The sequence below is a fragment of the Sulfuracidifex metallicus DSM 6482 = JCM 9184 genome (assembly GCA_032834875.1).
GTDB classification, from domain to species: Archaea; Thermoproteota; Thermoprotei_A; order Sulfolobales; family Sulfolobaceae; genus Sulfuracidifex; species Sulfuracidifex metallicus.
In genome coordinates this window covers 443,418-464,149 of sequence record CP135238.1, presented here as the reverse complement: position 1 = coordinate 464,149, position 20,732 = coordinate 443,418, and the positions used below count along the sequence as shown (strand labels likewise).

Annotated in this window: 26 protein-coding genes; 11 read left to right on the top strand and 15 right to left on the bottom strand. The window is 40.5% G+C overall.

Annotation, left to right across the window (positions count from 1 at the left end):
* Positions 1-108 precede the first annotated feature (108 nt).
* The 5 genes from RQ359_RS02690 to RQ359_RS02670 all read right to left on the bottom strand — a co-directional run bounded on the left by RQ359_RS02690 (position 109) and on the right by RQ359_RS02670 (position 3,375).
* Positions 109-1,041 (bottom strand): homoserine dehydrogenase, encoded by a 933-nt coding sequence (locus RQ359_RS02690; protein ID WP_054838210.1) that lies wholly within the window; start codon positions 1,039-1,041, stop codon positions 109-111.
* A 50-nt stretch (positions 1,042-1,091) separates the two neighbouring features.
* Complete coding sequence (locus RQ359_RS02685; RefSeq protein WP_156016139.1) at positions 1,092-1,235, bottom strand: hypothetical protein; 144 nt, start codon at positions 1,233-1,235, stop codon at positions 1,092-1,094.
* Entirely contained in the window at positions 1,232-2,380 is a 1,149-nt protein-coding gene (locus RQ359_RS02680; protein WP_156016140.1) for an RNA-guided endonuclease TnpB family protein, read from the bottom strand. The genes RQ359_RS02685 and RQ359_RS02680 overlap by 4 nt, the downstream gene beginning before the upstream one ends.
* 167 nt (positions 2,381-2,547) lie before the next feature.
* Positions 2,548-2,727 carry a hypothetical protein gene (locus RQ359_RS02675; RefSeq protein WP_156016141.1) on the bottom strand — a complete coding sequence of 60 codons (180 nt, stop codon included), beginning with the start codon at positions 2,725-2,727 and terminating at the stop codon, positions 2,548-2,550.
* Positions 2,728-2,982: 255 nt separating this feature from the next.
* Positions 2,983-3,375 carry a CopG family ribbon-helix-helix protein gene (locus tag RQ359_RS02670; protein ID WP_054838209.1) on the bottom strand — a complete coding sequence of 131 codons (393 nt, stop codon included), beginning with the start codon at positions 3,373-3,375 and terminating at the stop codon, positions 2,983-2,985.
* A 114-nt stretch (positions 3,376-3,489) separates the two neighbouring features.
* Here RQ359_RS02670 and tldD point away from each other — a divergent pair, with 114 nt between their 5' ends.
* From tldD to RQ359_RS02655, 3 genes are all read left to right on the top strand, one after another.
* Complete coding sequence (tldD, locus tag RQ359_RS02665; RefSeq protein WP_054838208.1) at positions 3,490-4,824, top strand: zinc metalloprotease TldD; 1,335 nt, start codon at positions 3,490-3,492, stop codon at positions 4,822-4,824.
* Positions 4,817-6,082, top strand: a complete 1,266-nt coding sequence (locus RQ359_RS02660) for a TldD/PmbA family protein (RefSeq protein WP_054838207.1) — start codon at positions 4,817-4,819, stop codon at positions 6,080-6,082. Before tldD ends, RQ359_RS02660 begins: the two co-directional genes overlap by 8 nt.
* 203 nt (positions 6,083-6,285) lie before the next feature.
* The gene (locus RQ359_RS02655; protein ID WP_156016142.1) at positions 6,286-6,714 is read left to right on the top strand and encodes a universal stress protein; all 429 of its coding nucleotides are present in this window, start codon (positions 6,286-6,288) and stop codon (positions 6,712-6,714) included.
* 342 nt (positions 6,715-7,056) lie between these two features.
* Here the strand turns inward: RQ359_RS02655 and RQ359_RS02650 are convergent, their stop codons facing one another.
* Positions 7,057-7,740, bottom strand: coding sequence for a biotin--[acetyl-CoA-carboxylase] ligase (locus RQ359_RS02650; protein ID WP_156016143.1), 684 nt, complete (start codon positions 7,738-7,740; stop codon positions 7,057-7,059).
* Complete coding sequence (locus RQ359_RS02645; RefSeq protein WP_054838206.1) at positions 7,730-8,788, bottom strand: L-threonylcarbamoyladenylate synthase; 1,059 nt, start codon at positions 8,786-8,788, stop codon at positions 7,730-7,732. The genes RQ359_RS02650 and RQ359_RS02645 overlap by 11 nt, the downstream gene beginning before the upstream one ends.
* A 205-nt stretch (positions 8,789-8,993) precedes the next feature.
* Here RQ359_RS02645 and RQ359_RS02640 point away from each other — a divergent pair, with 205 nt between their 5' ends.
* Positions 8,994-9,506, top strand: coding sequence for an NADH-quinone oxidoreductase subunit B (locus tag RQ359_RS02640; protein ID WP_054838205.1), 513 nt, complete (start codon positions 8,994-8,996; stop codon positions 9,504-9,506).
* Here RQ359_RS02640 and RQ359_RS02635 read toward each other — a convergent pair.
* Genes RQ359_RS02635 through RQ359_RS02620 form a run of 4 tightly spaced genes read right to left on the bottom strand, consistent with a single transcriptional unit; the run spans position 9,485 to position 11,940 of the window.
* Positions 9,485-10,684, bottom strand: a complete 1,200-nt coding sequence (locus RQ359_RS02635) for a glycerate 2-kinase (RefSeq protein ID WP_156016144.1) — start codon at positions 10,682-10,684, stop codon at positions 9,485-9,487. The genes RQ359_RS02640 and RQ359_RS02635 overlap by 22 nt on opposite strands.
* A complete protein-coding gene (locus RQ359_RS02630; RefSeq protein WP_156017833.1) occupies positions 10,681-11,043 on the bottom strand; it encodes a hypothetical protein in 363 nt (120 codons plus the stop codon). The genes RQ359_RS02635 and RQ359_RS02630 overlap by 4 nt, the downstream gene beginning before the upstream one ends.
* Before the next feature lies 1 nt (position 11,044).
* Positions 11,045-11,680: a metal-dependent transcriptional regulator gene (locus tag RQ359_RS02625; protein ID WP_054838202.1), complete on the bottom strand. Its 636-nt coding sequence runs from the start codon at positions 11,678-11,680 to the stop codon at positions 11,045-11,047.
* A gap of 5 nt (positions 11,681-11,685) precedes the next feature.
* Positions 11,686-11,940, bottom strand: coding sequence for a hypothetical protein (locus tag RQ359_RS02620; RefSeq protein ID WP_156016145.1), 255 nt, complete (start codon positions 11,938-11,940; stop codon positions 11,686-11,688).
* A 98-nt stretch (positions 11,941-12,038) separates the two neighbouring features.
* Here RQ359_RS02620 and RQ359_RS02615 point away from each other — a divergent pair, with 98 nt between their 5' ends.
* Positions 12,039-12,458 (top strand): hypothetical protein, encoded by a 420-nt coding sequence (locus RQ359_RS02615; RefSeq protein WP_054838201.1) that lies wholly within the window; start codon positions 12,039-12,041, stop codon positions 12,456-12,458.
* Positions 12,434-12,847 (top strand): hypothetical protein, encoded by a 414-nt coding sequence (locus RQ359_RS02610; RefSeq protein ID WP_156016146.1) that lies wholly within the window; start codon positions 12,434-12,436, stop codon positions 12,845-12,847. The genes RQ359_RS02615 and RQ359_RS02610 overlap by 25 nt, the downstream gene beginning before the upstream one ends.
* Before the next feature lie 193 nt (positions 12,848-13,040).
* Here the strand turns inward: RQ359_RS02610 and RQ359_RS02605 are convergent, their stop codons facing one another.
* The 3 genes from RQ359_RS02605 to mobB are packed head-to-tail and all read right to left on the bottom strand — an operon-like array spanning position 13,041 to position 14,938.
* Entirely contained in the window at positions 13,041-13,739 is a 699-nt protein-coding gene (locus RQ359_RS02605) for a class I SAM-dependent methyltransferase (protein ID WP_338116939.1), read from the bottom strand.
* Between the two features lie 10 nt (positions 13,740-13,749).
* Entirely contained in the window at positions 13,750-14,445 is a 696-nt protein-coding gene (locus RQ359_RS02600) for a CBS domain-containing protein (protein ID WP_156016147.1), read from the bottom strand.
* The gene (gene mobB, locus RQ359_RS02595; protein WP_083476935.1) at positions 14,435-14,938 is read right to left on the bottom strand and encodes a molybdopterin-guanine dinucleotide biosynthesis protein B; all 504 of its coding nucleotides are present in this window, start codon (positions 14,936-14,938) and stop codon (positions 14,435-14,437) included. The genes RQ359_RS02600 and mobB overlap by 11 nt, the downstream gene beginning before the upstream one ends.
* Before the next feature lie 50 nt (positions 14,939-14,988).
* Between mobB and RQ359_RS02590 the strand changes: the two genes are divergently transcribed.
* The 4 genes from RQ359_RS02590 to RQ359_RS02575 are packed head-to-tail and all read left to right on the top strand — an operon-like array spanning position 14,989 to position 18,666.
* Positions 14,989-16,137 carry a molybdopterin molybdotransferase MoeA gene (locus RQ359_RS02590; RefSeq protein WP_054838196.1) on the top strand — a complete coding sequence of 383 codons (1,149 nt, stop codon included), beginning with the start codon at positions 14,989-14,991 and terminating at the stop codon, positions 16,135-16,137.
* On the top strand, positions 16,127-16,714 hold the full coding sequence (locus RQ359_RS02585; protein WP_083476934.1) for a molybdenum cofactor guanylyltransferase: 588 nt from the start codon (positions 16,127-16,129) through the stop codon (positions 16,712-16,714). Before RQ359_RS02590 ends, RQ359_RS02585 begins: the two co-directional genes overlap by 11 nt.
* 46 nt (positions 16,715-16,760) lie before the next feature.
* Entirely contained in the window at positions 16,761-17,444 is a 684-nt protein-coding gene (locus RQ359_RS02580; protein ID WP_156016148.1) for a diphthine--ammonia ligase, read from the top strand.
* Positions 17,428-18,666 carry an amidohydrolase gene (locus RQ359_RS02575; RefSeq protein ID WP_054838194.1) on the top strand — a complete coding sequence of 413 codons (1,239 nt, stop codon included), beginning with the start codon at positions 17,428-17,430 and terminating at the stop codon, positions 18,664-18,666. Before RQ359_RS02580 ends, RQ359_RS02575 begins: the two co-directional genes overlap by 17 nt.
* Here RQ359_RS02575 and RQ359_RS02570 read toward each other — a convergent pair.
* Positions 18,663-19,541 carry a glycosyltransferase family 2 protein gene (locus RQ359_RS02570; RefSeq protein WP_054838193.1) on the bottom strand — a complete coding sequence of 293 codons (879 nt, stop codon included), beginning with the start codon at positions 19,539-19,541 and terminating at the stop codon, positions 18,663-18,665. The genes RQ359_RS02575 and RQ359_RS02570 overlap by 4 nt on opposite strands.
* Positions 19,542-19,553: 12 nt before the next feature.
* On the opposite strand from RQ359_RS02570, the gene RQ359_RS02565 reads away from it, so the two are divergent.
* The gene (locus RQ359_RS02565; RefSeq protein ID WP_338116940.1) at positions 19,554-20,609 is read left to right on the top strand and encodes a glycosyltransferase family 4 protein; all 1,056 of its coding nucleotides are present in this window, start codon (positions 19,554-19,556) and stop codon (positions 20,607-20,609) included.
* Positions 20,610-20,732 lie beyond the last annotated feature (123 nt).

Genomic DNA, 20,732 nt, shown 5'->3' with positions numbered 1-20,732 from the left:
ATTAGCCTATATATGTCTTTAACACCTTTAAATTTAAGTCAGTGAAAACGTTAGCATTATATCTAAATTTAATTATAATTAGATTTTATAAAAAATTAGCTTAAGATTTTATTTCATAACTTTAAATAGGAATAAATCAGAAATTGCTGCATATGCAGCTGTCTCAGATCCTGCTCCTGGTCCTCTTATGGTAACGCTTTGAACCTCATTGGTTACTTCCAAAGAATTGTCAACTCCATCTATAGAGAAGAACGGGTCATCTTTGTTTACCTCCATCGGAGATACCTTTATTTCCTTATCATCAGCGTAGGCTATCAACTTCATTTTAAGCCCTCTCTTTTTAGCGTCCTCTATGCTTTGCATCGATATTCCTTCTATGCCCTTAAACGGAAACTGACCTAACTTCACGTTCCTGTTAAGCATCCAATTAGTCAATATCGTGAGCTTAGCTGCTGCATCGAATCCGTTTAAGTCTAACGTTGGATCTTCCTCTGCGTAACCTTTCCTCTTAGCTTCCATCAATGCCTCATCAAAACTAACGCCATTATACATCATTGTTAGAATAAAGTTCGTTGTGCCATTAAGTATTCCTCTTATTCTCCTTACCTTGGCGACAGGGAGTACTCTATAAAGGTTTATGGAAGGAGTTCCACTCATAACAGTACCTTGGAAGCCTACCCTTCTTCCTAATTTCTTTGCTTTATCTAAAATTGCTGTAAAGTTCAGAGCCAAGGGAGCTTTGTTTGTAGTTATGACGTCTATTCCGCTTTCAAAGCACCTATAATATGCCGAAATGGAAGGTTCACCGTCCTTATAATTAGCAGATGACGTGTCAACTAGAACGTCAGGTTTCACCTTGCCTAATGCCTCGTTTATGCCACCCTCAATGTCCTTTCTGAAATCTGGGTTGTCCCCTAGCATTATTCCTCTTCTAGTTACAACTCCCGCTATCTGCGCATCTAGTTCAGAAGACCATCTGGAAAGAAATTCCCTGAAAGTCTTTCCTACGTGACCGTAACCCAGTAGGAGAATTCTTTTCATGTTAAAACCACGGTGTCAATGAGCCTTCTGCCCATAAGAAGCTTTTCTATTTAGAAAACTACCGAATCTACGACTTCCTTTACTAGGCTAAACGGAACTTCCTGAACGCCGGCACCAACAATTAAAGCATTAGTTGCATTGTCCTTATACTTCTGACTTCCTCCCCGCCCTGGAAGGGCGAGGGTTCCCCTCATCGATTCGCTCTTACATCTCTCATTTGAGGGGCAGTCGAGAGGCTCAGAGAACCCCTCCCATTTAAATTCATGATTGCAATTACATCACGGTCGTTCTCGTAACCACATAAGCACTTAAACCAACGATGGGAAACCTCAACCATCCTTTGACCGCATTTTGGGCATGAGACTGATGAATAACTAGGATTAACGTACTGAACTAACATTCCCTGTTTCTTAGCCTGCCAAGAAATCCAATACTGCAAACGACGATACTGCATTAGATACAGCTTGTCGTGAAACCCCTTAGGTAGTTTGTTAACATTCTTGAGGAGGTTCCTGAGACTCTCCAACTTAATGATGTTGGAACCAAAATCCTTAGCAATCTCAACAACCCACTTCCCCACTTTTCTAGCGAAATCCTCCATAACCCTCCTAGCCTTTAGGTGGAAGGAATGAATCCTGTTTAGGATCCTCTTATTCTCCCTCCATCTCCTTGGATATTTCTTTTGCAAATTCTCAGCTAATGATTTCCAGTGATGAACCTCTTCGAGACGAGTTGGGATCCTAACGTAGTTTCTGTCGTCTTTGCCAACTACTATCTCACTCATGTTAATGTCTACGGCAATACTTTCCTTTGGCTCAACCTTCTCAAACGGTTTCTCAAAAACGACCTTGAGGAAGGTCTTCCCGTCCTTAACCACTAACCTAGCCTCCTTAATCCTCCAACCCATGTACTCCTTGAGGTTTCTAGGATAACCCAAGATTGGTAGTTCACCAACACTTGCTATCCTAACAGTCATCCTCTCGAAGTTCACGCTATAACTCGCTTTAGGAGTTAGCCATACCGTAGGTTTGTACACTCTTGGAAAACGCCCCCTCCTAGGATTATTATACCAACCCTTGTATGTCGAGAGTGAATCCCTATAGCAGTCCTCAGCAACCTTTGAAGGTAGATTATACTCCTCCCTTAGCCTCGTGCATAACTCCTCGTGGACTTTCGAAAGCACTCCCTTCTCATTCGGGTTTTTCACATTTTCCTTTAACCAAAATAGGGTGAAACGGAGTGCTTTAACGTAGTTGTTCACAAGGGCTAGGAGGGAGTCTGAGACTGCGATCTTCATAGAAATAGTAGCTCTGATCGCTTTACTACCCCTCCTAGCCATTGATAGAAAATTTTGACAAAGAAATATTTTAATATAAGTGGGCTATCCATCCCCGCCTTAAAAGGCGAGGCTTTCCGCCCCCTTAACCCCCTTCTCTGTAATTCTAGAGTCTATGCGGGAAGACGTGAAGGACCTTCCCTGAGTTTTCCTTCACGATTGGAACTCCGTCAGATAGCTTTTCTTGTTCCTTTTTCCCAATTCTGGAGAACAGATCGTCCCTTGATAACGTTAGTGTCAAGGAAGAAGTCCATGTAATGCATATCGTAAATACCTATTGGCACAAGCAATGACGTACTCACTACGTTTCCTATGTCTACTAAATCATCTATTCTAGGAAGAAGTTCCATAAATATCTCCGTCTAAGGGCTTCGCCGCTAGGTCAAGTCTTAGTCGGATCAGTACCTATATTTCCATATAGAAATCTCTATAAGCCCCTACAATCGGATTATTTCTCAGAGTTTCCACGTCTCCTTTGGCCTTTCCGTTCAGTTCAATAATTGGATCAATCATCTCCTTAGAGTTCTTTAGTGTTGCAACTGAATGTGATATGAAAACTCCCTTTTCCTTGAAGGCGGATCAAATAATTATCTTGAGTTCTTCTTTCATTCCTCGACGTAAGAAAAAGTAGGTTTCACCTTTTTTATACCTTTAATTTGATTAATGCTCCCTATTAATTTCATTACTTCTGACTTCCTTCCCTTGACGAATATTGCCTCCATACATTCTCTGGCTGAAACGTGAACATGCATGTTTGACATTATTAGCTCTGCGTATTCATGTTGAACTTTGGTGAACTCGCTCTCAGCTGTTATGAAATCGTATATTACGCTAATGACGCTGTAGGTGAAGGCGTCGGATTCTTTGTTCTCATCTAGGAAGTTTCTTAAAGCAAGTTGTACTATCTTTGACCTATCTCCTGCCTTGTTCTTCTCCATGAAGTTCTCAAGTTCCTTAAGTAAGTCTCTAGGCAAAGATACGCTAATCTTCTCTGACACGTTATATCAACATAAAATTAGAAAATTTATGTGTATCTATAAGTTTTCATACCTTATCATAGAGAACATACGATTTACTTGCCTTTAAAATCCTAGATTCGACTTTTACAGAGCATGTGGAAGCTATTAAAGAAGGCAGAGGAATTAGGAGCTACTTTCGCTGACGTTAGAAAGAAGAGGACCGAGGTTATAGAGTTTCTGTCCACCGAGGATCGAGATGAGGTTAGATCAAACGGTATAGATGAAGGGTATAGCCTCAGGGTTCTTTATAAGAAGAATTGGGGTTACTACTCTTCTCCAGAGCTGTTAACAGACGACGTAAGCAAAGCAATTTCCTCCTCGTATGGAGACGAGAAGGTCAACATAGTGTATTTGCCAAGCAAGAAGGATAAAGTTGTTTTGAAGCCAAAGAAGTACGTTGAAATGTCGGTCGAGGAGAAGTTAAAGACAATTAGATCCATAAAGAACGAGATATTGTCTGAAGTTAAAGCGAAGAACGTTTCCGTAATTTATAGTGAGACGAGAATTCATGATCAATATATAAGCACGGAGGACAGAGATCTGGAAGTAGAATACCTTACTTCAGGCATAATTTTTATGGCTGGAATTCAAGAGGGCGACAAGAGAGCCTCTGCCTTTGTAAGTAAGTTTTCTCTGTCAGATTTCGTCTTAGAACAGGATTATCATGAGCTGATCTCCACATTGAAGAGAAGGATTGAGAGTCAATTAAAGGGCATAGTTCCTAAGGGAGGTGAGTATTCAGTAATTTTAGCACCAGAGGTTACTGGCGTCTTCGCACATGAAGCTGTAGGTCATTTAGCAGAGGCTGACGTAGGAATATCTGGAATATTGTCCAAGCTTAGGGGAAAGAAAATAGCCCCTGATAACGTTAGCGTGGTGGATTCTCCCTTGCCCAAAGAAGGTAGTGTAGGCTTTGTTCCATACGATGATGACGGCGTAGAAGGAAGGGATGCATATATAATACAGAAAGGAGTAGTTAAGGAAATGCTCACCGATCGTTACTATTCCGCATACCTTGGGCAGAGACCCACCGGAAATGCAAGAGCCGAGGATTATAGGAACCCAATTTTAGTCAGGATGAGGAACACATTCATTGAGCCTGGTGACTTAACGTTGGAGGAAATGCTCCAACAAGTTAAAGAGGGATTTCTCTTTACGTCTGTAGTTGGCGGGGAAACCTCTCCAGATGGAACCTTCCAGTTCGGTATACAAGAGGGTTATAGGATAGAACGAGGCGAAATCAAGGAGCCTTTAAGGAACACTGGAATATCAGGATTCACAATTGAAACCTTGTCTAGGGTGAAAATGATATCTAAAAACTTTGAGATGATAACTGGTTTCTGTGGCAAAGGAACTCAAAACGTACCAGTTGGCACTGGAGGACCTTACATACTAGTAGATAAAATGAAGGTGGGAGGGAGTGCTTGACGAATATATCATTTTGGATAAGGCTAAATCATTAGGAATATCAGCTGAAGTTTTTAGGTTTAAATCAAAGGGTTATTCAGTTCACATAGAAAAAGGGCAGAAGACTGGGTTCAACTTATCAGATGTGGGCTTCTCCCTGAGAGTCGTTAAGGACGGCAAGGTAGGTTTCGCTTACTCGACCGTATTAGACGATAGACTCCTCGAAAGGGCTTTAGAATCTATGAAAGCTTCCTCCTCAGATCCAGATTATTCTCTTCCATATGGTAAAAAAGTGAGCTATCTAAACGGACTATATTTCAAGGAAGTGGAAGATCCATACGAAAAGGTAAAAGAATACATGGAGAAAGCGGAGGAGCTCAAGGAAACAGTTAACCTTACTTACGTTAACATGTCAACCGAGATAATCGACGTGAAAGTTGTAAACACTGAGGGAGTAGATGTCAACGAAAAGAGGAGTTTAGTTTACTTTGGCATTTCATGTAATTACGAAACATCTAACGGGGTTTCTCCAGAGGTATATGAATCTGCAGAATCCAGAAGGTTTGACATAAACGTTGAGGACTTAAAGCAGAAGCTAGAGAGTAAGATCAAAATAATAAAAGAGAGAAAGGTCGCTGAGATTAAGGGCAAGGACGTGGTTTTCACGGTATATGCCCAAGCTAATCTTTTCACTGAAATGTTGAACTTCTCTTTCTCAGGAGAAAATTACTTTAGGAAGAGAAGCTCGTTCAGCTTAGATGAAGAGATAAATCCAAAACTGGAAATAACAGATTCACCCCATTATGAGCAAGGGATCTTTTCTAGGTCTTTTGACGCAGAGGGTATGCCTACAATTGAGACTAAGCTAATAAGCGCCGAGGTGAAGTCCTTTTTAACTAACTATTATTGGTCAAGGAAGGCATCTTTGCCTCATACAGCATCGGCATCGAGAAGTGTACATTCCCTCCCCTCTATTTCCAGCTCAAATTTGATACTCGATTATAAGGAGAAGGGGAACGACGTTTATTCAGACTCCATAGTTGTAGATTCAGTTCAAGGTACCAATACGGTAAACCTAGAAACGGGAGAGTTTGGCATTGTGGCGTCAGTTGCATGGTTCAATGATGGGAAAACTGCGACAGGGTTAAGGGAATTAGTTATAACTGGAGACCTTAAAACTATGCTTAGGAACATAGTACTGCAATCCAATAAGAAGGAGAAGTCCGGACCTTTAATTTCAGCTGATCTAAGAGTTAAGAACCTCTCTGTAATTATCTGAAAAATGGTTAATCTGGGGTGCAAGACATAGTAATTATTTTCCATATGGAATATATTATAAGGAAAATAATAATAAAGGTAAAATAATAGTCTTCGGTCTACGTTAGCCGTGGAATTTTACTGGGTTTAAACGAATTGTAAAAGGCGGACTTAGACCAATTATTTTTAAAGTTCTTTCTTTCAAAGTTATATTGGGTAAGCTAAATGTTTAAGTCGATAATAGTTGCGTACGACGGATCGGAACATGCCAACAAGGCCTTAGATATAGGGATAGACTTAGCTAAGAAGTATGGTTCAAAATTAGACATCGTAGAAGTTATAGATACAGCAATGCTTACTGGAATGGGTCTAGCGCCAGTTCCAGCTGAGGTTGTGGACCAGATATATGGCAAGGCTAAAAGGGAAGTGGAAATGGCTAAGAACAAAGCAATTCAAGCTGGCATTTCAAACGTTGGTGGGGAAACTCTAGAAGGCGATCCAGCATCATCAATTCTTGAATATGCTGGCAAAAATGGAGCAGACTTAATAGTCACTGGAAGTAGAGGTCTATCTACATTGAAAAGGATAGTCCTAGGAAGCGTATCAAGTAGGATAGTTCAGGAGTCTAAAATTCCAGTTTTAGTGGTTAAATAGACGTGTAACTTTAAACTACACAACTTAGAAAATAACATAGATGGCATTATGTAAGTAATAAGTAAGTATTTTTACTATTCTTTATATATACATGTTAATAATGCATGTTAATAACGAATTTCTTATATAATTTATAATTTTCGTCATATATATTGTAAGTTTTCCTAAACCACGTACGTAACAAACTAAGCGAAGAAAAAGTGATGCTAAGAGTAGAAGCTAGCCTTATTTTTCCCTTCCTTAAAGGAAGAATTTATTGAAATCAAAGGAAAAAATGATCACTATAAGAACATTATTTTATATAATTTAAGATTTAAAAATTACTAATTATCTATAGTTACCTTATAAAACGTCAACTCTCTCTATATCTTGTACTTCAAATATTCCACACTCTGTTACTAGTCTACCTAGATAGTCTACGAATAGAGCTTTGCATTTCTTTTCTCCGTCTTTAGTCTCCAAGAGCACTTCCCTATCCTTTAACGAAAGTACCTCGTTCACTCTAGAAATAACTTGCTCGTTATCCTTAGATAGCCATGAGTTTATAGTTTCTATTATCTCTTCTATACTTTTTTGAAATAATTTCCCAGTTTCTAGATAATAAGATGTAGCTTTAATGTCCGGAGGGAAATCCTTAACCTCTGTATCTATTCCGAAACCTATGAATAGATCTGCCTTATTATTGTTTCCGCTGACGTTAGCCTCAATTAGAATTCCTGATATTTTCTTATCATTTACTACTATGTCGTTAGGCCACCTTATTCTAGGGTTCAGCTCATCTAAAATCTCCACTATAGCTAGAGCTACTTTTAAGGTAGAAAACGGAACTTCCTCCACTGGAAAGGATCTCTTCACATAAGTTACCCATAACCCTCCTCTTGGCGAAAACCACTTCCTTCTCATCCTCCCTCTAGCTCTAGTTTGCTCCTCAGCAATCACTACGAATTCTCCTTCGATCATGCTAGCTACTGCCTCGGCGAAGTCCTGAGTGGAGGTTACCTTTCTGAGTAAGATCTTACATACCAAGAGACTCTGCCTCCTTTAAGTTATGAATTGAATTGAACCCGCAAGCTTTCCTTGCCCTGTTCATTATCGCTAATCCGATTCCTTTCTCTGGGAAAGATTGAATTAAACCTATATCTACGTCCATCGTGTCTAGCTTTCTAAACGAACCGAACAAGTTCCTAGCTATCTCAAACAAGTTTTCCTCGGAGCCCAATATTATCCTCGCAATTCCTTGAGGTATCTTACTTTCCATTTCTCTTGAGCATAGGACAGCTACTTTCATCCTGGAAGAGATCATTGAAACAACTTGTGGGAAAATTGAGTTATCGTCAATCATTATCATCTTCTTTGACGGAGCGTAATGTTTATACTTCATTCCTGGTGCCAATGCTATGTTGAATTCCCCTATTCCCTTCAGTTGTGGAGGAACGTAAATCTCGCCGAAGATTTTGTTTAACTCCTCCAATGTAAAAGGACCAGGCCTAAGCAGAGCAGGAGGAGATACTGTCATATTTAGAATAGTTGATTCTACACCAAAGAACGTCTCTCCACCGTCAATAATCATGGGTATTCTTCCCATCATGTCTTCAGCAACATGTTCAGCAGTTGTAGGACTAGGTTTTGTGGCCATGTTAGCGCTGGGAGCCGCGATAGGAACGCCGCTTTCCCTTATCAGAGATAAAGCCACAGGGTGTGCAGGCATTCTTACTGCTACGGTATCAAGCCCTCCTGTGGTCTCCTTAGGTACCCTGTCAGTCTTCTTTAGAATGAAAGTTAATGGTCCTGGCCAGACGGTTTGAGAAATTTCCATAAGTTTTTCTGGTATTTCTTCTGCGACCTCAAATAGCTGTTCATGATCAGCTATGTGAACTATCAAAGGATTATCCATTGGTCTGTTCTTAGCTACGAAGACCTTCTTTGAAGCCTCAGCATTGAACGCATCACCTCCTAAACCGTAAACGGTCTCGGTCGGAAACGCTACTATCTCTCCTCTCTTCACAAGCTCAGCGGCTTTCTTTATTTTATCGATTTCAGGATTTACTGGGTCAACTTTGATGATCTCGGTCATAAATGCATTTAAGGGGAAGTAAATAAAATGGTTTCTAGTGATGACGAACTTCCGAGTGCCTTTTATGGCATGAAATGCTCATAGCTGAACAATGATAGATGATTTATGAGGTGATCGCTGAAAGGTGAGGATATAACATGTATTAACTAGTCAAAATAGTTTAAACCAAAGCATATATAGGTGCTAAGCTTATTTGTTAATTGATATGGCAGAAGAAATATTATTAACAGGCGATCTTAACGAGTCGGCGAGGAAAGCTGCTAAGTGGCTAGTTAATAGGAAGCCAATTCGTAACCTTAGAGATTGGGGCATATCTTTCTCTTTGTGGCCACCTCACCTTACCACATCTTGTTGTGGAACTGAGTTCGGCTCGTTTGCAGCTGCAAGGTTTGACGCTGAAAGGTTTGGAATGCTGCCTTTCTCGTCAGCTAGACAATCTAACATCCTAGTCATAGAAGGTACAATGACGAGGAAGATGGCTAGGGCAGCTAAGGTAGTTTACGATCAAATGCCAGAACCAAAGTTCGTTATGGCTATCGGTGCATGTAGTCTTGAGGGAGGTATATTCTGGAACTCATATAATACTGTACTTCCATCGGATATAGGAATACCAGTCGACATTTATGTCCCAGGCTGTCCTATAAGGCCTGAAGCTATAGCTAAAGGTCTAGTAATGTTACAAAAGAAGATAAGGACTCAAGGAGCGTACAGGATGTAAACGTTATTTATGTTTGTACCTGTAGGCCCAGTTTTGATTACGCTACTTTCTTTTTTTCCATCTCTTTCCAGCAATTCGTAGGACGAGTGTCTTCTGAGAGAATATGATATTTCCCTTGTGTCAAAACTCATTGATGAATTAACGTAACATCCAGTGTATTCCGAGTTGCCATCAATTCCATCGGTAGCTATAGCAAAGAGCTGATATTCTCCCCTAGCGTATTTAGCAAAGGATAGGCAGACTTCGCCGTTTCTTCCGCCCTTACCTGATTCACCTTCTACTTTCACTTCAGGTTCTCCTCCTGCTATTAGAGTGAACGGTGGTTTGAAAGGTTCTCTTCTCTCCCTTGAAGCATTAAAGATGGACGAGAGTAAGTATCCGAAATCTCTAGCTTCTCCCCTAACGCATGAAGATAGTATCGTACCACCTATTCTTTCCTTAACTTGCCTTAAGACTCCCTTAATATCTAAAACTATCCATGCCTTCGAGTTTGGCAACTCCTTTGGGGTCTCTGAGACTGCATTAAGGAATTTTTCCTCAATGTTAATGCTTCTCATAATGTCCAGTGCATCCATAGATGTGGTAGGATCAGGCACTGTAGGTCCGCTTCCCACGGAACTTACGTCCCCTCCTACAACGTCACTTAAGACCAACGTAAAAACTGGAGCCTTAGCTTCAATTCCCAGCCTTCCTCCTTTTATTGAAGATACATGCTTTCTAACAGTATTCACTTCGTCTATTGAGAGACCGGACTTAACTAATTTCCTATTTAGGTCTATCATTTCCTCCAAGGATAATCTATCTGACCATTCCATCATGGAAGAAGAACCTCCAGATAGAAGAAAGATGAAAGACGAGTAACCACCTTTTCTTACTTCCTCCAGTATGGTTTTCCCTGCCTTATAGCTTCCCTCGTTGGGATAAGGATGCCCTGCCTCAATTATTACGTCAGCGCCGACTTCTTTAGAATTAATTGTTCCTTTTGAGGTTACAACTATTGATTTCCAAGGCTCAACTCTACGTACAAAGGCTTGATACATTCTAATTGATGCCTTTCCTACCGAAACCACCATGGGTTTCTCCAAGTATTTCGAAGGTATTTTCTTTAGTCCTTCCTCGGTAGCTTTCCCTGGGTCCGAGGATTCCAGCACAACTTTTACTACTTCTTCTACGTTCAATGTTGATTCCTTTTGTTGTTTTTCTCTTCCTTTTCCTTATAATCCTTATATAGCTGAGAAGCTATTCTTCTACCTTCCTTAGTTAGATCGTAGTAAACGCCCTTTGGCTTATGACCAAGCTCCTTAGCTTTAACCTTAAGCCACGGCTTAACAGATGAAGTCACTGACTTCTTTAGAGCACCCTTAAAGGGCGTGAGGTATCCCTCGTCCTTAAGCTTTTTGCATACATTCTCTACCTGGTCCGCATCGTATTTAGGCGCCCAACCGCTTTCTCCCATTAACCTTCTAGCCATGTACCAAGGAGTGTCTGGCCCATATTTGTAAATGTGCATCAAAACCTTAGTAGACAACTCGTCCAAATCAGTCACTTACCATCACCTCCTTAGCTAAGGATGGCTGCAACGTGATTTCTTTTTCTGAGTCGGGCAATCTAATTTTAACTCCGGTCTCGTTTACTTCAAGCAAAACTACTTCAACTCCTGGCAAAAGACCAAGCTTCTCAGCTTCCCTTAAGATCCACTCTTCTTCCCTTATTATCATGATGATTCTATGCTTGCCTAAACTTGCATTTGTCATCGATTTCCCTAGTTCTACTTTCCTTCCAGGAATAGGGTGACCATGGGGACAAGTCGCAGGCCTATCCAGCTTCATGTCTATTACGTCTAGAACGTCGTCAGGCCAGATATGTTCTAATCTATGTGCTATTTCGTGAGATCTTATCCAATCCAAGCCTATCATGTCAGTAAGAAGTCTTTCACTAAGTCTATGGGATCTAATCAGCCTTTCTGCAATCTTCCTTCCTTCAGAAGTCAATTTAAGTCCGTCCTTTCTCTGGATCAACCCCATCTTTTCCAATCTATTTATTGCCTTGCTGATAGTACCTGGTGATACGTGAAAGGCTTCTATTAGGTCAGTTACTTTAGCCTTTCCTTTAATTTCCTCAAGCTCGTAGATCTCCTTTACGTAATTTTCTAAAGGCTCAGATAACTCCTCCATGATTACTAAATTGAAATTCTAGTTTTTATGCTCTCTACGAGATTTGAACATTCGTCGTCTTTTACGTAAACTTCTATTCTCGCTATGAACTTACCCTTCATTCCTTCCTTTGACAAGTAATCTCTGAGCTTTTCAATTGCCTCGTCCACAGCAGCTGATATATGCTTATGATCCCCCGTTAGTGTAATCTCTTCGGGTATATCTAAAGAGTCTACTTTTCCTATTGCATAGAACCTCTGAGTGGTATAAGAAGAGCTCATGGCTCATTAATAATAATTAGAGCACTCTTTCTTAAAGCTAAGGTTTTTAGAAAGTATTTGAGAAATATATTTATAGTTTTCAAATCGAAAGTATAAGCATGTACAAGGTTTCTTTTAAGGTCAGTGAATCTGCTGGTAATCTTCTACAGGAACTAAAGAGCTCAGGTTTCGTTCCCTTATATTACAGGAAGGACAAAGGTGTTGAGAACTATGTTGCTTTAATTAGGAGCAACGATTTAAACGAGGTAAAAGATGCTATTCTTGACTTCGCTATTCTAGCCAAGAGAAGAGGACGGGGCGGAGGAAGGGATTTCGCCACGATCTATAAGGTTAACGATCAAATTATGGGAAAGGCTTTCGGTTCCACCCTAGGTGGTCTATTGGGCTTAAAGTTGGCTGGAATTCCTGGCCTAGTTTTAGGTGCGTTGGGAGGTCTTTTAGCAGGGGAAATTTTAGATGTGAATTTAGGAGACTCTATAGTAGGTGTAGAGCAATGGCCCATATCATTAACAGATTGAAGAAGAGGGGCCTCAGTCTAATTTCTGGAGCAGTCCTGGTAGCGCTATCGGCCTTGCTTACTATAAGATTAGGACCTTCCGGATTGACCGACTTTTCGTTTTTCTTCTTCGGGTTCGATCCAGTGTATTTCTACATCCTTGGTCTAGTGTTAGGAGGAGAAAGAATTGTTTTCGGATTGACTGGAAGCGAGAGAGTCTTCAGGATTATAGCTGGAGACGGAGTAATGTATTATTATTCTATAATGATAATAGTAATGATCTTGGCTGTCGCTGGTATATACATTATGGCACTTTCGTTTGTTACGTTTTCCTCCACTACTTTCAGGCTTTTGGATATATTAGACGGACTAGCTTTCCTGGCGTCGGCTGTAACTGTTTGGATGAGATAATCATGGTAAGCGTTTTAAATCAAACCTTATTTATGAGAGCTCTAAGCCTAAACTCTTTTGGGAGAGTAAGTAGATACAAAAAATAACGACTAGTGCATTGTATTCTTCATGTCAACAAAGAATTCCTTTAATTGCGGTTCCAGATCACGTCACTATACTCTATCTCTTTACTGATATACTTTTAACGGACCATTCAAAGCTTCGTTCCCTTTATCATGACCCAAGGTCCCATGTCTTTTGTTTCATTAACTTGGATACCGTTTTCCTTGAAGTAGGAAAGATACAAGTCCTTAGATTTTATCTCTAACTTCCACCATTTTGATAAAAAGCTTGAGATTACGTTCTTGTTAGCCAACACAGTTACTGCCACATGCCCTCCTCTTTTGGTTATCCTGGAAAGTTCCTTTATGGCGACCGAAGGATTGGGCAACATATGAAGCACGAAAGATGAAGAAACTCCATCTGCTACCTCGTTAGCAATTGGTAATCCCAACGCATTTCCCTTCACTGCTATTACATTTTTTCTTTTATTTACTAACATTAAAAGGAACCTAGTGGATAGATCAACGCCTACGCAAGTCGAACACTTAACGAAATCAAAGAGTCTGCCTGGTCCAGTTCCCACGTCCACTACGACTTCTCCCGATACGAAATCCGATATCTCCCTCATTATGGAACCGTAAGTCCTGTGGGAAGTCAAGAACATCCCTACGGGAGCCCACAAGTTCTCATAAAGCGGGGCTACCTTCTCTAGAACGTCATCTACTTTCACATCTTTAAGCACGAAGTCGTAATATCCGTTAACCTTATAGAATCTATGTTCTTTCTCACACATCAAAGTATCTGGATCGACTCTACTCCCATCTATGGGACAAGAGAAAATGTTTTTCACATTAATACCTCTATAGATACTTTGAAATAACTTTTATCAAATCTCTTAAGGTAAACAATTTAACTGAAGAGTTAGTAGTTATTATAGTACCGACATTTCTAGATAACATTAAGTTAACAGCTTCCCTAACTTCAAGGTAGCATGGAACTGATACTAAGGATGGCTGTATAAAGTTAGATATTTCAGTGGATAAGCTGACTTGTCCATAAGAGAAAACTATGTCCCTTGAAGATAGAATCCCTATGGGTTTTTTATCGGCTATTATCAAATGTCTTATCCCCCTCTTTATCATGATTTCAATTGCAGTAAAGAGTTTGGTATAAGGAGGTAAGGTTACCCCTTCGTTTGATATGTCGGAAACCCTTTCCTTTACATCTTTCCAATCGAACATGGAAACCACACTCTTTTCTGTAATTATCTTGTTTCCTACCAGAACGAAGTCAGAATTCTCTTCTACCATTCTTTTTACTATTCTCTTCAAATCGAGGCTTTCCTCAATTATGGGCTTCTTTTTCTTAGCGTCGACTAATCTGACATCTGTGGTGTTATCTAAAATGTGGTGTAACGCCTCATCCACCGAGAAGACGCCGTATATTTTGTCTCCGTCCCTTACCACTATTCTCCTTATGTTGTTTCTTTTCATAAAGAAAATAGCGTCAGAGACGAAAGCTGATGCCGAAAGTGAGATCTGCTCTTCACCTATCACCTAACCTTACCTCATCTATGTTCATTTTACGCATGAGATTATAGATTAACCAGAGCTTTAGATCTGTTGTTACGTCCTTTTCGTTACCCATGATGTTTAGATAATGTGTATCATGACATTGATCTAGCTTTTGAATTATCTGTTTTGATATTTCCTCTACCTGATCAGGTGAGCCAACAACGAACTTTTCTCCAACGGTTTCTTGGTTGTATCCTTCAATTATTATTATATGAGAAGGTAAATAATCTACTAGGTCAAAAGGGGATTTTTCCAATAAAAGCGAGGTTACCTCGTCGCTACCCGTGAAGAGCACAAGGTCTGCCCCTGCATTTCTGAATCTCCACGTGTCCTTTCCCTCTGGGTCTACAATGTGATGCGACTTCTTGATCACCGTTACTGTCATTCCCTTAAGTTTAGCTTCCCTTATCACCCTCTCTATCACGGAAGTTTTTCCTGAATCCTTAAGCCCGCTAACTTGGAACACGCAATTCATAGGTTAATATAGGACGAAATTTTAAATGATTAACAGCATTATCTTAATATATGGCATTAATATCACTAGACGAAGCTAGAGGAATTCTAATGGCATATCCATTCAATCTGAGATGTAAAGGAAAGGAAATGGACGTGTTTAGGGCAGTCGGTAGAGCAGTGTCGCGGGATGTTATAGCCGTGAAGAACGTCCCAGATAGGAGACTTTCAGCCATGGATGGCTACGCAGTGAGATTTGAGGATTTGAACTTAAAGAAGTTAAAAGTGGCAGGGAAGGTTTTTCCAGATTCCCAACCACCTTCCATAAATCCAGGGGAGGCCTATTACGTTACAACTGGAGCTCCTGTTCCCATAGGAGCAGATACCGTTGTGAGGGTTGAGAACAGCACGCTGGAAGATGGTTATGTTCAATTTAAGGGAAAGATTAGTGCAGGTAAGGATATTAGGGAAATAGGGGAGGACGTCAAGGAGGGAGACCTCATTCTAGGAAAGGGGGAAATCCTTACTCCCAACAAGCTAGGAGCCGTTCTAATTCAAGGCCTTAATATGGTAGAGGTAATGGACATGACCTTCGCAATCTTCGCCAACGGTGACGAGCTTTCATCTTACTACAGCGGTGAAAGCAACAGAGATATAATTTCTCCCATGATTATGAACTTACTCTATCCATTCGGTAAGTCAGAGTACCTCGGCGTTGCCAAGGACAAAAAGGAAGACGTCAGGTCAATGATTCTTAAGGGAGCAGAGGAGGCTGACGTAGTTATATCCATAGGCGGATCTTCAGTAGGAGAAAAGGACTTCGTCAAGAAGGTAATAAAGGAGGAGGGCGATCTCCTCTTTGAAGGCGTTAACGTTAACGTTATAAAGAGGGGAGCTGTAGGATCTGTGAAGGGAAAGCCAATAATTGTTCTGCCTGGACAAGTTGTTTCAGCTTACTTGACCTTTCTAGAGTTCGGAATGACTCTACTCTCCAAGATAGGAGTTAAGAGGAGAAAGGTAAAAGTTATCTTAGACGAAGACCTTCTAATAGTTCACAACATGGACTCAACTTTTCTACTGGATATAGAAGGCTGTTACGCCAAGCCATTGAGATGGGGAGTGGGGTTATATTCTGATTTAGCCAAAGCAAACGGTTACGGGTATTTCAAGAAGATGACTCACTACAAGAAAGGGGATGAGGTAGAGGCATATCTCTTTTGACGTCGTAATATTAGCTGGGGGAAAGTCAAGTAGGTTCGGCTGTGATAAGTGCGAGTTCAAGATAAATGGAGCTACAATGTTAGATAGGCTCAACTTCGAGTTTGGAGAACCTCTTATAGTGAGCAGACATCAAAGAGGTTACAAGAGGGAGGTAGTTGAGGAAGGAAGATACGAGGGTCCTTTAAAGGGTATTAAGACTGCTCTAAACTACATGAAGGGCGATAAAGTATTTTTGACTGGGTGCGATTACCCTTTCTTAACAAGTAGGTTAGTTGAACACTTTTGTGACAAGAATTTCAAGGTTGTTTCCTACTACGATGGAAGATTTCAGCCTTTGCTTTCATGCTATTCCTTGGATTACCTGAAGCAAGTGATAGGAAATGCAAGGAAGTTAACCGACTTAATACTCATGTCCAACGAAATTTACTTAGTAGGCTACTACGAAGTCAAAATGTTAGATCCATATATGCTTTCCGTGGAAGATATGGACAGTCTCGTTAGCCAAAGAAGAAAGGAGGAATTCAAGGTTAGTCAAATTCTACTTAAAGAAAGTTCCGAAATTCTCATGAGATCATGAAATACACAAACACTTAATAGAAACTAAAACTGTCTTCACTGTCTTAATGATACTATGTGTGTTATTCTCTGGAGGAAAGGACAGTACTTACGCACTGCATTGGGCAATATTCAAGGGTTTTAAGTTAGGTAAATTAATCACTTTTATCCCAGAGAGGGATGACTCATGGATGTTTCAATATCAGAACGTGAAGTTTACTAAATTTCAAGCCGATTCTATGGGTCTACCTTTAACATTCATCAATACATCAGGAGAAAAGTCGTCTGAGCTGAACGACCTTAGGAGGGCAATGTCAAGTTGCGTAGATGAAGGGATGGACGGAGTCCTAACCGGAGCGTTGCTTTCGGATTATCAACGGATGAACGTTAACATGATAGCTCAGGAGCTGAACCTGAGGGTTTTCTCTCCTCTTTGGAGGAAAAACCAAGAGGAATACCTCAGGTGGCTCCCCAGGGAAGGTTTCTCGTTCATAATAACTCACTCAGCCTCTATGGGTTTTCCTCACGATTTGGTTGGAAAAGAAATTGGAGAAGCTGAAGTGGAGAGAATTATCTCAGCCTCCAGAAAGTTTAGCTTCAATCCTGCGTTCGAAGGAGGAGAAGCTGAGACTTTCGTGGTTAATGCACCGCTATTCACTAAAAAGATAAACGTTAAAGGCAAAACGTCATGTAAGGGAGACTCATGTACATTCATTATAGAGAAGGTGAACCTAGTTGAGAGAGTCATTTAGGGAATTTACTATCACTGGCTGTTCATTCGTGTTGTCTGACCCTTGGAACGTGCTTAGTGGGGTTAACGTATACATTAAAGACGGTATGGTGATGGACGTAGGGGATTATCAGTCGGGCGACGTGTTGGACTGCAAAGGAGGAGTCCTAATGTCAGGGTTGGTAAATGCTCACACTCATACTCCAATGTCGATTTTGAGGGGCTACAAGGACGATTTGGACTTACATCAATGGTTGTCCTTCATGTGGGAGAAAGAGGCATCCATTTATAACGACATCATGAACGTCGGTAGCGAAATCTCTGTTATAGAGATGTTGCTCTCTGGAACTACGGCTTTCGTGGACATGTATTTCAATCCTTCGGGGATAAAGGGTTTGGCGGAAAAGTACCGCATAAGGGCATTTGCAGGTGAAACTTTCATGGATAACAGAGAGGACTCGGAATCGGTAAAGAGAAGGCAAGAATCTCTCTCCCCTTCAACCTTCTTCAAGCCCATAGTTAACGTTCACTCTCTCTATACCGCCTCCTTAGAAACCCTGCATAAGGCGGCCCAAATAGCTAAATCTCAGAAAACGTGGATTCACATGCATGTATCAGAAACAAGACAAGAGGTTTACTCTATTAAGAGAAAAACCGGTAAGTTCCCAGTGGAGTTGCTTAATGAAACCGGTTTCCTAAACCTGATTCAAGCGGTTCACATGGGTTGGATTACAAACCAAGAGATATCATATATGAAGGGAAAAACATCCACCCATTGTCCAACTTCTAACATGAAGCTTGCTACAGCTGGATCATTTCCATTCAAGGAAATGCATGAGTCAGGCGTCAACGTGACAATAGGTACAGATGGCGCTGCAAGCAATAACTCCCTGGATATGTTCAGAGAAATGAAGACTGCTGTCCTATTACAGAGACACTCTTATTGGGATCTTTGGGTTAAGGCTTCCCACGTCTTAGAGGCTTCCACAGTAAACGGATACAAATTGATAGGCATAAACGGAGGTGAAGTCAAGAAAGGAAAGGTAGCAGATCTAGTTATTCTAGATAGACGGAGCATGTTACCGCTGAAGGAGGATAGAATAGTGTCTAACTTGGTGTATAACGTTACCGGAAACGCAGTGAAGACAGTTATTGTAGGAGGAGAGATATCTTATGACGTTTCAATGAAAGAAACTTTCCTTAACAGAATTGAAACCTTATATAACGAAGTAAAGGATCTTTAGTGTTTGTGTCTTCTTACCAAGTTCCATGCTATTCCATAGGGAAAAGCTAAAGCTAGAGCTAATCCCGGAATTAGATTATAGAACCATCTCCTAAATCCTCCGTAATACTTAATGCCGACTCCAACTATCGGTAAGTAAAGTAATGAGGCAGGGTAAAATAGAACAGAGAGTACTCCTACTATGTAATATGAACCATAATATGTATATCCAGTGAGAAAGGTTGCTTGGGTTAACCCATCCATCATGAGCATAACGTCGTATTTAGGTCTCCATAAATTCCTCCTGGCTTCCTTAATGGAAGTTCTAAGGTCTTTCCTTTCATGGGATCTATTGAGGTGCAGACATCTCTCTTCAATTGATCCCACCTTCATTCCCTCCTTTCTCAGCTTAGAATAGACCCAGACATCCTCATCCCTAGCGTATTTCTCGTCGAACATACCTATCTTCTTTATAGCTTCCAAGTCGAGGGAAGCGCAACCCAAGTTAGGATTGTTCTCTCCTACTTCTGTAGGCTTGTTCATCTCATCTTCCGAGTATGCGTAATGCATCCACGAGAAAGAATATCCCTCCTCTTCTACCTTTCTTATTAGGTTGGAAGCCGACTTAATCACAACATCACTGTCCATAAGAACAACGACTCTTTCCCTAGCTAAAGAGATAAGCTTGTTCCTAAGTCTCGCCATGTTAACTTGTTTCATTCTTTTATCCTTTACGTGAACTACGTTGAATTGGTCTATCAGCTGAGATAAGTCTTCTCTCTCGCTGTTGTCGTATACTATAACTCTGCTTAAGTTCAAAGATACCGCAGAAGACAACGTTTTCTTAACCCAATCAAGCCTATCGCTTGGTCCCACTGGAATTAAAACCTCGGGCATTAATTATCTCTTGTGCCTTCAATAAAAAACGTTGAAGTCGGCGTCATCGCTCATGGTTTAGGGATCAAAGAGGTTTACAGCGGTGAAGGTAAGGTTTACTTGACTTGTTTTGACATGTTGAAGCAAAAGGGCGTTTCTTTCGTTCCTATATCTTTTGCTAAGCCAAGAAAAACCCAATCAGTTCATACTCTTCCTTTCTCTCTGCCTAAGTTTGACAAATATCAAAGGCTTCTAGTTAAGATATCAGCTTCCAAGGTGAAGCCAAAGGTTTTCTTAAACTTGTCAGGAGTTCCCATACCGCTCTCATCAATCGCACCTCATCTAGTTTACGCAGGAGCTCCAGCAATTTCGTCATTACCATCAAAGTATAAAGGAATATGGAAACTTTACCTCTTACCTTTTTACTTGTACCTTCCCGCCTTAAAGAGGGAAGCATCTAGGATCGAGATAATTGCTAACTCAAACTTGTCAGCTGAGGCCATAAGCGAGGTTTACGGTATTCCCAAACCTAAGGTTATCTATCCTCCTGTAGATGTGGAGAAATTTGAGTTAGCATACAAGTGCAAAGAGAGGGATGACATGTTTATCACTGTAGGCAGAATCGAAAGAGGCAAGATGCTAGAAAATGCAGTTAACCTGTCAGCAAGAACAGGGATAAGCGGCATCATAGTAGGCTCTCTCATTGAGAAGGATTACCTTGAAAGACTTCTCAAACTTGCTAGGGAAACTGGAGCTAAAGTTAAGATACTTTATGACCTGCCCCAAAACGAGCTGGTAAAATTGATGGGTAAGGCAAAAGTTTACTTCCATCCTACTATAGGGGAACATTTCGGAATCCCAGTAGTGGAAGCCATGGCAGCTGGGTTAACGCCTTTAGTTCCCGTAAAAAGCGGAGCTTACGAGATTGTGCCAAAGGAATTGGGTTACTCTACAATTGACGAAGCTTCAACTAAGCTTAAGGACTTAATGAAGGTAGATATGAAGGAGAAAGTTCACGAAATTTCAAAAGGATTCTCATCATCAGTGTTCAAGGAGAAAATGTGGGAACATCTATCTAAGTATTTATGAAAAAGAATTAGAATGGATATATATATTCGATTTTATAAATGTATGTTACATTTCATTTTTTAAAAAAAAGTTTTATATATAAAATTCAAAATAGCTTCTCCATGTTGATCATTTTTTTTACAA

Bases quoted from the DNA above. Each gene is read 5' to 3' on its own strand.
- RQ359_RS02690 (WP_054838210.1), bottom strand. From the start codon at position 1,041: ATGAAAAGAATTCTCCTACTGGGTTACGGTCACGTAGGAAAGACTTTC.
- RQ359_RS02685 (WP_156016139.1), bottom strand. From the start codon at position 1,235: ATGAGGGGAACCCTCGCCCTTCCAGGGCGGGGAGGAAGTCAGAAGTAT.
- RQ359_RS02680 (WP_156016140.1), bottom strand. From the start codon at position 2,380: ATGGCTAGGAGGGGTAGTAAAGCGATCAGAGCTACTATTTCTATGAAG.
- RQ359_RS02675 (WP_156016141.1), bottom strand. From the start codon at position 2,727: ATGGAACTTCTTCCTAGAATAGATGATTTAGTAGACATAGGAAACGTA.
- tldD (WP_054838208.1), top strand. From the start codon at position 3,490: ATGTGGAAGCTATTAAAGAAGGCAGAGGAATTAGGAGCTACTTTCGCT.
- RQ359_RS02655 (WP_156016142.1), top strand. From the start codon at position 6,286: ATGTTTAAGTCGATAATAGTTGCGTACGACGGATCGGAACATGCCAAC.
- RQ359_RS02645 (WP_054838206.1), bottom strand. From the start codon at position 8,788: ATGACCGAGATCATCAAAGTTGACCCAGTAAATCCTGAAATCGATAAA.
- RQ359_RS02640 (WP_054838205.1), top strand. From the start codon at position 8,994: ATGGCAGAAGAAATATTATTAACAGGCGATCTTAACGAGTCGGCGAGG.
- RQ359_RS02625 (WP_054838202.1), bottom strand. From the start codon at position 11,680: ATGGAGGAGTTATCTGAGCCTTTAGAAAATTACGTAAAGGAGATCTAC.
- RQ359_RS02620 (WP_156016145.1), bottom strand. From the start codon at position 11,940: ATGAGCTCTTCTTATACCACTCAGAGGTTCTATGCAATAGGAAAAGTA.
- RQ359_RS02615 (WP_054838201.1), top strand. From the start codon at position 12,039: ATGTACAAGGTTTCTTTTAAGGTCAGTGAATCTGCTGGTAATCTTCTA.
- RQ359_RS02610 (WP_156016146.1), top strand. From the start codon at position 12,434: ATGGCCCATATCATTAACAGATTGAAGAAGAGGGGCCTCAGTCTAATT.
- mobB (WP_083476935.1), bottom strand. From the start codon at position 14,938: ATGAATTGCGTGTTCCAAGTTAGCGGGCTTAAGGATTCAGGAAAAACT.
- RQ359_RS02590 (WP_054838196.1), top strand. From the start codon at position 14,989: ATGGCATTAATATCACTAGACGAAGCTAGAGGAATTCTAATGGCATAT.
- RQ359_RS02580 (WP_156016148.1), top strand. From the start codon at position 16,761: ATGATACTATGTGTGTTATTCTCTGGAGGAAAGGACAGTACTTACGCA.
- RQ359_RS02570 (WP_054838193.1), bottom strand. From the start codon at position 19,541: ATGCCCGAGGTTTTAATTCCAGTGGGACCAAGCGATAGGCTTGATTGG.